The organism is Catenulispora sp. GP43 (genome assembly GCF_041260665.1).
Classification (GTDB): Bacteria; Actinomycetota; Actinomycetes; order Streptomycetales; family Catenulisporaceae; genus Catenulispora.
In genome coordinates this window covers 21,260-34,982 of the sequence record NZ_JBGCCT010000020.1, presented here as the reverse complement: position 1 = coordinate 34,982, position 13,723 = coordinate 21,260, and the positions used below count along the sequence as shown (strand labels likewise).

Genomic DNA, 13,723 nt, shown 5'->3' with positions numbered 1-13,723 from the left:
CTCTCAAGGCTGTCAGGAGTCGAGGCCGACCAGGCCGGTCTGGATCAGCCGGATGTCGCGGCGGGTGACCAGCTGGGCCCGGCCGGGCGGCAGGGAGCGGGGCTTGGCCTCGCCGATGAACTTGCCCTCCTCCTTCGGGTAGGAGAGCAGCACGGCGGGGGTGTTGAGCTCCCACAGCCGGCGCAGAACGGGGTCCATCATGGCCCGCATAGCGCCGGAGGCACTGCGGGCCAGCACGATGCGCAGCCCGATGTGCGCGCTGCTGCCGAGCAGCCGCACCAGCGGGCCCATCGGGCCGCCGGCGCCGTTGCCGGTGGTGAACAGGTCGTAGTCGTCGATGACGACGAACAGCTTGGGCCCGTGCCACCAGTCGCGGCGTTGCAGCTGCTCCGGGGTGACGTCCGGGCCGGGCAGCCGCGCCGTCATGGACACCGCGGCGCTGCCGGCCAGCGAGGCCAGCGAGTCGGTGTCGACGGCGTACCCCACGCGGTACTCCTCGGGGACCATCTGGTGCAGCCCGCGGCCGGGGTCGCCGAGCAGGATCCTGGCCTCGGCCGGGGTGTAGCGGCCGGTGATCGCCTTGATGGCCAGGCGCAGCGCGTTGGTCTTGCCGGTCTGGTCGTCGCCGAACACCAGCAGGTTCGGGGAGTTCTCGAAGTCGTGCCACACCGGCTGCAGGCGCTTCTCGTCCCAGCCCAGGCACATGCGCAGGTCGCCGGTCGGGGCGGGCAGCTGCGAGGCCGGCAGCCGGGTCGGCAGCATCCGCACACCCGGCGCGCGCGGCCCGGTCCAGAACAGGTCGAGCTCGCCGGCCGCGGTCTTGGTCGCGGTGGTCAGGTCCTCGATCCCGGCGGCGCCGTCCAGACGCGGCAGGGCCGCCAGGAAGTGGTGCCCTGACTTGGTCAGGCCGCGGCCGGGCTGCTGCGGCACGGTGCCGGCCGGCCGGCTGCCGATCTCGGACTCCATCGGGTCGCCCAGGCGCAGTTCCAGCTTCGTGCCGAACAGGTCGCGCAGCCGCGGCCGGAACTCCGACCAGCGCACCGCGGCGGCGGCCAGGTGCACGCCGAAGGACAGGCCGCGCGCGGCGATGTCGTTGACCCGCGCCTCCAGGTCCTCGAAGTCCTGGCGCAGCGTGGCCCAGCCGTCGACGACCAGGAACAGGTCGCCGAAGGGGTCCTCGAAGGCCCCGCGCACCCGGGCCGCGCGGTAGGCGGCCATCGACTCCAGCCCGAGCTCGGCGAACCGGGCCTCGCGCACCTCGATCAGCTGCGCGACCTCCTCCACGGTACGCAGCACGCGGTCCCGGTCCAGCCGGGTGCCGGTGGATCCGACGTGCGGCAGGCCCGCGGTGGAGACCAGGCCGCCGCCGAAGTCCAGGCAGAAGAACTGGACGTCGCGCGGGGTGTGGGTGAGCGCCAGGGAGAGCATCAGGGTACGCAGCAGGGTCGACTTGCCGCTCTGCGGCGCCCCGGCGATGCCGACGTGGCCCTCGGCGCCCATCAGATCCGCGACCAGCAGTTCGCGGGACTGCTCGTAGGGCCGGTCGACGATGCCGACCGGGACGCGCAGCGCGCCCAGCGCCGGGTAGCCGGCGGCGTGCAGGCCGCGCGCCGGGTCCGGGACGATGCCGGGCAGCAGCTCGTCCAGGCTCGCCGCGCTGGTCAGCGGCGGGAGCCAGACCTGGCGGGCCGGCGGGCCGGCGTCGGCGAGCCGGTCGGCGAGGACTTCCAGCAGGCTGTCGGTGTCTTCTGCGGATTCCGAGCCGGTTTCGGCGGCAGGGGCGGCGGTAGTGGCGGCAGGGGCGGCGACAACGATCTGGGGTGGGGCGACCACCGGAACCAATGCCGGCTCGCCGGACCGGGACCGCCGCGGGCCCACGCCGAACTCCGCGACCTCGGCGGCGACCGCGTCCACGGGGTCGGCGGCGCCGGCCGTCTCGGGCCCGGCCGGACAGGGCCCTGAGACGTAGGCCGCCTTGAACCGCACCAGGTTCGTCGTGTCGATCTTGAGGTACCCGTTGCCCGGGGCCGAGGGCAGCTCGTAGGCGCTGGACACGCCGATGACGCTGCGCGACTCCATCGAGGAGAAGGTCCGCAGCGCGACCCGGTAGGACAGGTGCCCCTCGACCCGGTGGATGCGCCCCTCGTCCAGGCGCTGGGAGGCCAGCAGCAGGTGCACGCCCAGGCTGCGCCCGACCCGGCCGATCGTCACGAACAGCTCGATGAACTCCGGCTTGCTGGCCAGCAGTTCAGAGAACTCGTCGACGACCACCAGCAGCGAGGGCAGCGGAGCCAGCCGGGCACCGCCGGCGCGGGCCTTCTCGTAGTCGAACTGGGAGGAGTAGCCGCTCTCCCGCAGCAGTTCCTGGCGCCGGATCACCTCGCCGTTGAGCGAGTCCTGCATCCGGTCCACCAGGTGCAGCTCCCCGGCCAGGTTGGTGATCACCGCCGAGGTGTGCGGCAGCCGGTCCATGTGCATGAACGTCGCGCCGCCCTTGAAGTCCACCAGCACCAGGTTCAGGACCTCGGAGGAGTGGGTCGCGGCCAGGCCGACGATCAGGGTGCGCAGCAGCTCGCTCTTTCCGGAGCCGGTGGCGCCGATCAGCAGGCCGTGCGGCCCCATGCCGCCCTGCGCGGACTCCTTGAGGTCCAGCTCGACGACCTCGCCGGCCTCGGTGACGCCGATCGGCACCCGCAGCCGCGCCGACTGCACGGCCCGGGGGCGCCACTTGGCCGCCACGTCGAAGGAACGCGGGTTGCGGATGCCCAGCAGCGTGGTCAGCTCGAAGTCGCTCTCCAGCGGCTTGTCGGTCAGGTCGACCGCGCCGCCGGTGCGGAACGGCGCCAGCACCCGGGCCAGCGACAGCGCCGCGCCCGGGGTCAGGGCGTCGGCGTCGGCCCGGGCGGTGTCGTCCCCCACCGGGAAGTCGACACCGCCGTCGTCCATGTGCAGCCGCAGCACTTTCGGCCCGCCGGTCATCGCGCCGGTGGCGTCGAAGAGCACGGTGTTGCGCAGGCCCGAGCCCAGCAGCCGGGACGTGCCGGGCAGCGCGGTGCGGTGCGCGACCACCACGACGAAGGGCTCGGCCACCCCGGGCACCGCGGCGCGGTCGTGCTCGCCGCGCTCGTCGACCTCGGGCCCGAGCAGGTCCACCAGGGCCTCGTGGTCGGTGGTCACCAGCGGCACGGGACCGGCGAAGTCCTCACGCTGCGGGTGCGCGGCGTGCGGGAGCCACTTGACCCAGTCCCACTCGGCCAGCCCCGGCTCGTCGGTGAGCACCGCGATCCGCAGCTCATCCGGGGAGTGGAAGACCGCCAGCTGGCCCAGCATCGAACGCATCAGGCCCAGGGCGGCGGCGCCGTCCCCGGCGAACTCCACGGACGTGAAGTTGCGCAGCCCCAGCGCGATCGGCACCCCGGCGACGGTCTGGTGGGCCCGGCTGAAGCGGCGCAGCGAGATCGCGCACAGCGGTTCGAGGTCCTCGATCGGCTTGGTCTGCGGCGGCACGAACTCCAGCGCGGCCCGCCGCTCCCCGAGCCCGATGCGCACGCGGGCGAAGTCGTCGTGGGTACCGCGCCGCTCCCACAGCCGGGGACCGGCGGCCAGCGACCACAGCGCCGCCGGATCCGGATGGTCCCAGCCCACCGCCGCGCGCTGGGCCTCGGCGGCCTCCAACGCCTGCCGCCGCAGCTGGGCCAGATAGCGCAGGTAGTCGCGGCGCTCGGCACGCATCCGCCGCTTGCGGTCCAGACCCTGCCGCCCGACCTGGCCCAGCCCCATGAAGACCATGGAGCCGCCCATCATGCCGGACATCAGGTACGTACTCGTCGACCCCTTGGCCGCCGAGAACATCAGGGCCATGGTGCCCATGCCCAGGGCCATCGGCATCATGCCCAGCATCGAGCCCAGATCGGCGGTGGCCGGCTCGCCGAGCACCGGCGGCTCGGCCAGCTCCACCTGCCCCTCCGGCAGCGGGGGTGCGGCCGCGCGCGGAGGCCGCTTCACGATGATGGTGCCCATAGTGTGGTGTGGCCTTCTGGCTGTGGGGGTCTCGACGCCGACGGTATGCGGCGCCCTGGCGGGTTTGGCGGTGCGGGGCGCAGGGTTGCCCGATCGGACACCGGGCGGTGCCCGGCTGCGCGCTCGCGGTGCGGACTGCTCTCAGATCGCCCCGTTGCGCAGCGCGAAGGCGACAGCGTGCGCCCGATTCCGCAGCCGCCACCGGGTGAGCACGCCGTGGATGATGTTCTTCACCGTCCGCTCGGAGTAGTTCAGCCGCGCCGCGATCTCCGGCGTCCCCAGCCCCTCGGCCAGCAGCCGCAGCACGTCGGCCTCGCGGGCCTCCAGGCCCGCCGCCGTCACGCCCATCGGCTCCAGCACCTCGGTCTGGATGGCCCGGACCTGGTCGACCAGCCAGCCCAGCGCCACGTCGGGCATCTCCAGCCGGTCGGCGCGCACCGCCTGGATGGCGCGCAGGATGCGGTCGAAATCAGCCTCCTGGCGCGGGATGACGCTGACCAGGCCGTAGGTGACCGCGCGCAGCACGTCCGGTCCGCGCACGCCGTCCCCGACCAGGACGAACCGCACCTCGCGGTGCGCCCGCTCGGCGGCCTGGCGCATCCACTCCAGGGCCTCCTCGGTCACCCGCGACACCAGGATCAGCACCACCTCCGCCTCGTGCTGGCGGTCCACCGGCAGGACCCTGACACCGGGGCGCGAGGACAGGAACGCCGCGGCACCCTCGCCGGTGATCGGGTCGCCGGCGAGCACGGCGACGGTGACCGGGCCGGCTGGCGCCTTCTCGGCCGACGTTCTGTCGGGCGTTCTGTCCGGCGCCCTGTCCGGCGCCCTGTCGGGCGTCCTGTCGAGTGTCCTGTCGGGCACCCTCTCGGCAGCCGCCGGCAGATGGCCGACAGCGTGCGGTGTGCGTTGACGGATCGTCGGTGTCGTCGTTTCCATCACGGCGGTCGAACCTTCCCAAGCCCTCGGCATCTCACGATCATGGTGCGAGGCGGCGGCAACTCAGGCGTGTCAGTGAGCTGTCTTGCCATGAAACGGGTGGAGACCGGCGAATGTCCACAAACTCGCGCACATTTCTCAAATGATTTGCAAAGCGTTAATGTGACGCGTCACAGCGCGCCTGTCACAGCGCGCCGGTCCGCAGCGCGAAGGCGACGGCGTGCGCGCGGTTGCGCAGCCGGCACCGGGTCAGCACGCCGTGGATGATGCTCTTCACCGTGCGCTCGGAGTAGTTCATCTCCTGGGCGATCTGCGCGGTGTCCAGGCCCTCGGCGAGCAGCCGGAGCACTTCGACCTCCCGCGTGCCGAGCCCGGCGGCGGTGAGCCCGCGCGGCTGGAGCACGTCGCGGTGGATCGTCCGCAGCCTGGCGACCAGCCAGCCGACGGCGTCGTCGGGCAGCTCCAGCCGGCCCTGCGGGACCCCCACGATCGCCCGCACGATGCGCTCGGTGCCCGCGTCCCGCCGCGCCAGCACGCTCACCGGTCCGTGGGCGATCGCGCCGAGCAAATGGTGCGCGCGCAGGCCGTCGCCGACAAGCACGAAGCCGATCTCGTACGACGCCGGCACCGCACAGACCTGCGCGGCGGCCGCCGCCTGGCCCATCCGGTCCAGCGTCCCGTCGGTGACTTGTTCGGCCAGAACAAGCACCACCCGCGCGGGGTCGGTGTCGACGTGCGTCAGTACCCTGATTTCCGGCCGGAGCCGCAGGCAGGCGAGCATGGCGTCCCGGGTGACCGCGTCCTCGGCCAGGATCCGAACCGGGATCGGCGCCGCCGCCGACGCCGGGTCGCCGGCCGCCGTCATGCCGGCCGCGGCGAACACCGGATCCGCGGGGAACGCGGGCCACACCGGATCGGCGTCCGCCTCGAGTCCGGCGGGCGCGTAACCGCGCAGCGTGGCGCGATGCGCCGTAGTCAGCACCCTGCCATCCCCTTGGCGTCCAGGATCGTCGTTCGGGACGGCGGGCCGTCCCCACCGATGGTGGGTTGCCGCCCCGAACGCCGTCAAAGCGCGTTTGGGCGGTTTTTAGGCCCTTGGACCCACCGGCGCGGCCGCCGTGGAGGATCCGTGAAGAATGCCTGAAGCCCGATACGGAAAGCTGTTTCCATGACAGTCGCCGCGCACCGCGCGCCGTACGGCGACGACCGCCTGCGGATCGCCATCACGAGCCCTGACATCCTGGCGCAGATCCGGCGTGTGTTCGCCGGCAAGAACCTGGCCGTGGACATCGTCGGCATGCCGTACGTCGAAGTCGCCGTCCGCCCCGCCGGCGAGCAGGACCGCAAGCCGGCCGTCGGCCGCGACCCGGCGGGCGCCCCGACAAACGCCCCGACGAGCCGGACGGTGCTGCGCGCCGAGTACCAGCTCAGCGTGATCCCGGCCTCCGAGGACCGGCCCGAGGACACCTTCCAGCTCCCGGGGGCCGACGGCCGCGAGACCACCCTGTCGCAACGCCAGCGCGAAGTGATGACCCTGATGTCGCGCGGCGCCCGCAACGCCGAGATCGCCGAGATCCTCCACGTCACCGAGAAGACCGTGAAGAACCACATCAACCGGATCTTCCGGGAGCTGGGCGTGGACGGCCGGGTCGAGGCGGTGTTGCTGTGGCAGCGTTTGCAGGCACAGGCGCAGGCGCAAGCACAGGCCGATACCGGCCGGCGCTGGGACGTGGAAGGTCAGTAGCCTTCCAACCCCCGCAGGAACTCCGCGACCTCGTCGACGTCCTCGGCGTCGAGGTCCTGCAACAGCACCAGCGCCCGCCCGGCCAGCTCGGCCGCCGGCGCCCGCCGGCCCTCGGCCCGGTGCACCCTGGCCAGGCCGAGCAGCGCCCGGGCCGCGTGGTAGTCGTCCCCTGATTCGCTCAGCGTCAGCGCCTCCTGGAAGTGCTCGACGGCCGTGTCGGCGTGCCCGAGACCGTGCTCGGCCGCGCCCATGGCGATCAGGATGTTGGCTTCCAGCATGGGGGTCTGGCTGGCCCGAGCCGCCTGCCTGCCGGGCTCCCCCACGCGCAGCGCTTGGGCGAACCCACCGAGTTCGACGTAGAGCTCGCACAGGACGTCGAGCGTACCGGCCTGGTAGTAAGACAGGCCATTGCGACGGGCCAGGGCGGCGGCCTGTTCGGCATAGGGCAGAGCCGCCGTGTAGTCCTTGGCCTCCCGGAGCGTGGAGGCCAGGTTACCCAGGATGCTGATACGCAGCCCGTCCTTGTCGAGGTCTTCCACGAGCGCCAGAGCGCTGTGCAGCTCGCCCACCGCGGCGTCGTTCTGCCCCAGCCGGGAGTAGGCCACGCTCAGATGGTTGTGCAGCACGGCCTGGGCCAGGCGGTCCTGGAGCACATCGGTGCTGCGCATCCCGAGCCGTATGGTCTCGGCCCAGTCGCGGGCCTGCCCGGCCGCATAGAAGTACTCGAAGAGCAGGTAACACAACTGCCACGCGCGATCGTGGCGTCCGATCTGCTGGGCCGCGACGACCAGCGCCAACATGTTGTCCAGCTCCTGGCCGCACCAGGCGACCCGTTCCCCCTGGCCGTCCAGACTCACCAGTTCGTAGGGGAAGTCGTCGCCGAGGGTGAACGGGAGCCGGACCGGGACGGTCTCGTACCTTCCGGCCAGGCACCGTACATACCACTCAAGCAGCCGTTCGAGGGCGAGTCGCCGGGCGTCCTCCGGCTCGCCGAGCCGGCCGACCTCCTCGGCGTAGATGCGCGTCAGGTCGTGCATCCAGTAGGTGCCCGCGGTGGTCCCCAGCAGATGCTGCCCAACCATGTCCCGCAAGGTGTCGGCCGACTCCGCGGGCGCGAGCGCCAGCAGCGCCGCGGCCGCCTTCGGCCCGATGCTCACCCCCGGGACCAGGCCCAGCAGCCGGAACGCGCGCGCGGTCTTGGCGTCGAGCCTGGTGTAGGACCAGGACAGGACGCCGCGCACCGAGGACAGTTCGTCGTCCGGCAGTTGCAGGGCGTCCAGCCGGCCCCGCACGTCCTCCAGATCGTCGATGACGTCGCCGATCTTCACCGCGGGCCCGGCGGACACTTGTTCGGCGGCGATCCGCAGCGCCAGCGGCAGGTGGCCGCACAGCTCGGCCAGCTCCCGGGCCGCCGACAGCTCGCCGGCCACCCGCACACTCCCGATCGAGGTGAACAGCAGCGTCAGGGACTCGTCCGCGGACAGCGGGCCGAGCGCCACCCGGCGCGCCGCGTACCGGACGGACAGGCCGCTGAGCCGGTTGCGGCTGGTCACGACGACGAAGGAGGGCCCGCCGCCGGGCAGCAGGTCCTCCACCTGCTCGGCGGACTCGGCGTTGTCCAGCACGATGAGCATGCGCTTGTCCCGGACGATGCTGCGCCACAGGGCGGCCCGCTGGTCCAGGTTCTCAGGGATCTTCCGCACGTTCACCGAGGCGAGCAGGTGGTGCAGGACGTCCGCCGCCGAGCGCGCCGGATGCCTGGGGTCGAAGCCGCGCAGGTTCACGTGGAGCTGGCCGTCGGGGTAGGCGGCGGCCAGCAGGTGGGCGCAGCGCACGGCCAGGGCGGTCTTGCCGATGCCGCCGGGGCCGACGATCAGCACGATCTGCGGGCCGTCACCGTCACCGGTGCTATCGGCATCTCCCGCGCCATCGCCGTCACCGGTCACGGCGGCGCTCTCCCCCGCCGCGGTGCGGGCCGCTTCCAGCACCTGGTGGATCGCCGCGACCCGGCCGACGAAGTTCGCATCGACGCGCGGCAGTTGGGCCGGACGCACCGGCGGTACTTGTGGTGGCGAAGGCTGCGAAGGCGGCGGGACAGCGACAGCAGACCTCGGCGCGGCGGAAGCGTTACCGGGGTTACCGCTGCTCCCGGCGTTGTCGGCGAGGATCGAGGCATGCAGCGCCTGCGACTCGGCCGACGGATCGATCCCCAGATCGTCGGCGAGCAGCTTGCGAAGCTCGCGGTAGTGCGCGAGCGCGTCAGCGGTCTGCCCGCTGTGGTGCAGCGCGCTCATCAAGAGCCCGCGCAGCCGCTCGTGGTACGGGTTCGCCCGGACATGGTCCTGGAGCTGTTCGGCCACCGCGGCCGGCCGGCCGAGCTCCATCAACACCTCGGCGCGCTCCACCAGCAGCCGCAGCCGCAGATCGGCCACCCGCGCCCGGTGCTCGGCCGCGAACGGCCCGGGCAGCCCGCCGAGCGCGGATCCCGGACGCCAGCAGGCCAGCGCCTCGTCGAACGCCGCGACCGCACCGGTCAGATCCCGATCGGCGCGCCCGGCGCGCGCCCGCGCCGCCACCCGTTCGGCGACCACGACGTCGAGCCCGTCGGCACCGAGCAGCAGCGAATACCCCGAACCGGAGCTGCCGACCGCCTCACCCAGCGGCCCCAGAGCTCTGCGCAGTCCGGACATGTACGTGTGCAGGTTCCCGGCGGCCGTGGCCGGCGGCGACTCGCCCCAGACGTAGTCGATCAGATCGTCCCGCGACACGACGTTGTTCCGGCTCAACGCGAGCACCGCGAAAACCGCCCGCTGCTTCGGCGGCCCGAGCACCACTTCCCGCTCGCCGACGAACGCCCGCAGCGGCCCAAGTGCCTCAACCCTGAGGCGCCCGTCCTCCATGCCAGTTCAACGTCCTGCCATAGTGCACTCGCTCTGCACGTGTTTCTTGTCGCGCCTGCATGGTCTACGAACACTGCGGACGGGAAGGAAACAGCCCGCGACGAAACGGCGAAGACGTGATCCCCTCCAACCCGGCGCGCCCGACGGGCCCGACCGGCACCTCAAGATACACCGGATACACCGGAGCCCGGTCAGCCGCTGAGCGCGGCCAGCACCAGCTCGTCGTAGCGGGCCCACACCGCCGGGTCGCGCTCTTCCAGCCGCCCCAGCTAAAGCGCCACCCCGCACAGCACTACCCGCAGGTCCTGCCCGGTCGCGTCGGCCCGCACCCGGCTGCCGGCGCGCGCCGACTCCAGCAGCGCGCCGAGGCTTTCCAGCATTGAGGAAGCGGCCGGGGAGGCGGCGTCGGAGAGCCGTTCGGTGAGCAGCCGGTCGAGGGCCAGTGCGTCGAACAGCTCCAGGACGTAGCGGCGCAGTCCTTCGTAGGGGTCTGCGTCGGTGAACGCCGCGGCGGTGCGGCGCCGCAGCGCGTCCAGGCTCGCCGACGATCTGCAGGACCTCCACCAGTTCGCGGTCGCTGAGGTGCGCGCGGGCCTGCTGGAACAGGAGGTCGTCGACCCGGGGCCGGGCGGCGGCCTCGGCGGCGAAGCGGAGCAGCACGCTGTCGTACGGGCTCAGCGCGGGGTCGTCGAGCCGGCGTCCGGCGATGAGCTCGCGGGTGCGCTCGTCGACCCCGGCCGCGGCCGCCATGGGAGCGTGCTGAGCGGTGACGAAGGCGGCACCGGCGTACTCGGCGACGGCGAGGATCACCAGCTCGCGGGACCGGGGCGGCAGCTCCAGCGCGGTGAACAGGTCCTTGGCCAGGGCCACGAAGGTTTTCACGGTGCCGGCGGACAGGGACATCATCTGCACCATCGCGTCCGGCGGCAGGGTGGCCAGGAAGGTGCGGATGCCGGCGGGGAGCGTCGCGGAGTCGGGTGCGGGCAGGCGGGTCATCGGGATTCTCCGTTCACGGCGTTCACGGGGTTCGCGGCGTCCGGGGCGTTCGCGGCGTCCGGGGCGGCGAGGTCGAAGCCGGTCTCGGACAGGTGCCGGAACCGGCCGCCCTCCGCGAGGGTCCCGAAGATCGCCACCTCCCGGTCCTGCGTGCCGCCATCGGCCGGCATGATCACCCATCCCCGGGCACAGCGTCAGGACTCTGCTTCCACCGGCTCCCCGAGCGACTGAAGCGCCTCGGCGAGCATCCGCCGGGCCGAGGGCCCGAAGGTGTCCCGCCGCTGCCACAGGCGGCGCAGCGGCGGCAGCGCGTCGTTCGCCTGCGTGATGGCCGCGGCCTCGAACAGCAGCGTTCCGGGCAGGATCGAGTCATCGTCGGCCAGTTGCCGCAACTGGTCCAGCAGCGGAGCCGTGGCCCGCGGATCGCCCCGCCGCGCCAGGCCCATCAGTGCCTCCTCGCCGGCGTCGTCGCAGCTGTCGTCCAGCCGGGCGGCGAGGGCCTCGCGGATCTCGGGGCCGTCGGCGTCCAGCTGGGTGCCGAGCCCGAACGTGGCCCAGTCCCGGACCTGCGGGTCCTCGTCGCACGTCAGGGCGATCAGGGCCGCGACGGCGTCCGCGGCCGGCTCGTCGGGGTCGGTCAGCGCCGGCAGCGCGACCGCCACGGCGAAGCGGACGGCGTCGCTGGCGTGCCCGACCCGCTGGAGCACCGCCGCCAGGCCGTCCGGGTCGCCGACGTGTCCGAGGGCGGTGACCGCCGAGGCGACGACTTCGGGGTCCGGATCGCCGACCGCGCCGAGCAGGACCGGCACCGTCTCCTGCGCGAACGGCCGGTTCGCCGTGTAGCCGATCTGCCCCAGCGCGTCCAGCGCCACCAGCCGCCGCGCCCGCTCATCGGATCCCGCGGCCGCCACCACCGCCTCGAACGCGTCCCGGCCGGTACTGCGGTGCAGCTCGCCGATCAGCTGCCAGCGCGCCTCCAGGTCGTCCTCGTCGGCGTCCGGGCCCGCGTCGAACGCGGCAGCGCGCGCGATGACATGCTCGTAGTCCACCGTGGCAGCCTACTTATGGCGCCAATAGAGTGAACACACCCCGCCATCTCGCGCGCTTCGCGCTCACCCATACGGACTCTTGATCCAATGGCGCATACCCGCGCCGTGCGGAACCGACCCGGCGCGACCAGAGGATCAGGGGAACACGCATGAAGTTGAAGCTCCGCATCGGGCGGCAGCGGGCCGAGCCCATCCGAGCCGACGAGGTCCGGACGGAAAGCAGTCCCGCAGACCGTGTGCGGGAGCCTCAACCCGTGACCGTGGCCGGCGGCACCGCGTCCGCGACCGTTCCGGTTCCGCGCGCGCAGGAACGGGGTGTGGTGAAAGCCGGCTCCTTCTGCCGCGCGAGCGACATCGGCCAGCGGGCGGTGACCGCATCGGGGCGCGCCGTCGTCTCGGTCCCCTCGGGACGGTGTGGGCGGTGGGTCTACGTCGACGGGCAGTGAGCCTTCACAGCTGAGGCGGGTAGGGCGCCTGCCTGCTCTCCTTCATCAGCCTGCGCAGGAAGTCCGTCATCACGACGGCGGTGGCCGCGTCCCGGGTCAAGATCGCCGCGGCCGTCCCGGGAATCCCGGTCGGCGCCTCACCTTCGGCATAGGCCCGCAGGCGGGCTTCGCGGTCCTCCGAACCGGACCCGAACAGCTCGGTGACCAGCCATTGCGCGCGGTACATGGCCGCGAAGCGCCGGTCGTAGTCGTGGTGCCGCTCGAAGAACGCGGCCTCGTCCTTCGACAGCTCGAACCGCGAGGAGATCGCCAGCCCGTAGTCCGCGAAATACAGACGCCTGCCATCGGTCAGAAGGTTCTGGAAGTGGGCGTCGAAATGCAGCAGGCCTTGGGCGTTCATGAACGAGATCCCCGCCGCCAGGTCCCTATCCACCAGGGCGCAAGCCCGCTCGGCGGCCTCGCCCCCGATGCTCAGCTGCTCGCCGAGCCACTGGAACACGTTGCGCGGGATGTACTCCAGGAACAGCGCGATGCTCGCCGAGGAATCACGCAGCTCCTCGATGCGGCGACGCACCTGCGTTCCGCCGCCCCAGAAAGCGACCGTGGCCTCGACATCGGACAGCTCCTCGGGAAGCGGGCTCGAATCCGGCAGCACCCGCCAGTGGTACATCAACGGAAAACCTTCGCAGTCCCCGGCGAGCACCCAGTCGGTCGTCATCGTCTGCACGGCCAGCTCCCGCCAGACCCCGAAGCCCGGCCCGCCGATGCCGTAGTGGCAGAACGCCGGCAGCTCGAACAGGTTCGCCGTGGATCGGACGTTCTCCGGCCGCCGCTCCAGATCGGTCAGCGGTACCCGCTTGACGAAGACGGGCGTCCCGGCGACGTCCAGCAGCACCGACTTCCCACCGATGCCCGATCCGATCGGCGCCGCCGCGTCCAACATCCGCTGCACGTCACGATCACTGAGCAGCGCCAGGGACGTCGAGACCGTACGGTAAGCGGCCAGGCGCGAGGCATGAGACATGGAATCGATATTATGGATCATGCCTTCACGCCTCCCATGCAGCGCCCCATTGGTGCCTTTCCGACCTTCGACGGCCAACGCCGCTAGAGCGCTTAATGTTCACCTTCAGGAGACTACTAGCGGGTCACTATCTCTGCGCTACGTTCTCGACGCCGACCTTTCCAGTCTGCGAATACCCGCTACGAGCGCCTCGCGCCAGGCGGACGAATTATGGGAGCATACCTGCTTTGAGGCATTCATCCGCAAATCAGCGGACTCCCCTACTTACTACGAGCTCAACGTCTCGCCGTCCACCGAGTGGGCCCTGTACAGCTTCGACGACTACCACCGGAACATGACGCCGGTGCGTCCGGCACAGCCTCCCCGAATTCGCGTCACCCGCGAAGCCCGCCGCCTTCAGCTTGAAGTAGACCTGGAGATTTACGGCCCGACCGCGACTGGCAGTTTGGCCATAGCAGCGGTTATCGAGGACTCCGACGGCGACCTCGATTACTGGGCCTTGAACCACGTCTCGCCGGGACCCGATTTCCACCACCCGGACAGCTTCATCATCTCTGCATGATGAGAATCAGGCGCATGATGAAAATCAGGCGCATGATGGAAAT

The 13,723-nt window shown here is 71.8% G+C and carries 10 protein-coding genes and 1 pseudogene; 3 read left to right on the top strand and 8 right to left on the bottom strand.

Annotation, left to right across the window (positions count from 1 at the left end; genetic code table 11):
- Positions 1-12 precede the first annotated feature (12 nt).
- The 3 genes from eccCa to ABH926_RS33595 form a co-directional block, all read right to left on the bottom strand.
- Complete coding sequence (eccCa, locus tag ABH926_RS33605; protein WP_370369968.1) at positions 13-4,020, bottom strand: type VII secretion protein EccCa; 4,008 nt, start codon at positions 4,018-4,020, stop codon at positions 13-15.
- A gap of 141 nt (positions 4,021-4,161) precedes the next feature.
- Positions 4,162-4,770, bottom strand: coding sequence for a response regulator transcription factor (locus tag ABH926_RS33600; RefSeq protein WP_370369967.1), 609 nt, complete (start codon positions 4,768-4,770; stop codon positions 4,162-4,164).
- Positions 4,771-5,143: 373 nt separating this feature from the next.
- On the bottom strand, positions 5,144-5,941 hold the full coding sequence (locus ABH926_RS33595; protein ID WP_370369966.1) for a LuxR C-terminal-related transcriptional regulator: 798 nt from the start codon (positions 5,939-5,941) through the stop codon (positions 5,144-5,146).
- Positions 5,942-6,127: 186 nt separating this feature from the next.
- Between ABH926_RS33595 and ABH926_RS33590 the strand changes: the two genes are divergently transcribed.
- Entirely contained in the window at positions 6,128-6,703 is a 576-nt protein-coding gene (locus ABH926_RS33590) for a response regulator transcription factor (protein WP_370369965.1), read from the top strand.
- On the opposite strand, the gene ABH926_RS33585 is transcribed toward ABH926_RS33590, so the two are convergent.
- From ABH926_RS33585 to ABH926_RS33570, 4 genes and pseudogenes are all read right to left on the bottom strand, one after another.
- On the bottom strand, positions 6,697-9,603 hold the full coding sequence (locus tag ABH926_RS33585; RefSeq protein ID WP_370369964.1) for a BTAD domain-containing putative transcriptional regulator: 2,907 nt from the start codon (positions 9,601-9,603) through the stop codon (positions 6,697-6,699). The genes ABH926_RS33590 and ABH926_RS33585 overlap by 7 nt on opposite strands.
- Positions 9,604-10,335: 732 nt before the next feature.
- Positions 10,336-10,506 (bottom strand): annotated as a pseudogene (locus ABH926_RS33580) (carboxymuconolactone decarboxylase family protein); the annotation flags it as partial.
- A gap of 89 nt (positions 10,507-10,595) precedes the next feature.
- Positions 10,596-10,769 (bottom strand): hypothetical protein, encoded by a 174-nt coding sequence (locus ABH926_RS33575; protein ID WP_370369963.1) that lies wholly within the window; start codon positions 10,767-10,769, stop codon positions 10,596-10,598.
- Positions 10,770-10,793: 24 nt separating this feature from the next.
- A complete protein-coding gene (locus tag ABH926_RS33570) occupies positions 10,794-11,648 on the bottom strand; it encodes a HEAT repeat domain-containing protein (protein ID WP_370369962.1) in 855 nt (284 codons plus the stop codon).
- 149 nt (positions 11,649-11,797) lie between these two features.
- On the opposite strand from ABH926_RS33570, the gene ABH926_RS33565 reads away from it, so the two are divergent.
- On the top strand, positions 11,798-12,094 hold the full coding sequence (locus tag ABH926_RS33565; RefSeq protein WP_370369961.1) for a hypothetical protein: 297 nt from the start codon (positions 11,798-11,800) through the stop codon (positions 12,092-12,094).
- Between the two features lie 4 nt (positions 12,095-12,098).
- Here the strand turns inward: ABH926_RS33565 and ABH926_RS33560 are convergent, their stop codons facing one another.
- Positions 12,099-13,118, bottom strand: a complete 1,020-nt coding sequence (locus ABH926_RS33560; RefSeq protein WP_370369960.1) for a protein kinase family protein — start codon at positions 13,116-13,118, stop codon at positions 12,099-12,101.
- A gap of 334 nt (positions 13,119-13,452) precedes the next feature.
- On the opposite strand from ABH926_RS33560, the gene ABH926_RS33555 reads away from it, so the two are divergent.
- Positions 13,453-13,680, top strand: a complete 228-nt coding sequence (locus tag ABH926_RS33555; protein WP_370369959.1) for a hypothetical protein — start codon at positions 13,453-13,455, stop codon at positions 13,678-13,680.
- Positions 13,681-13,723: the final 43 nt, after the last annotated feature.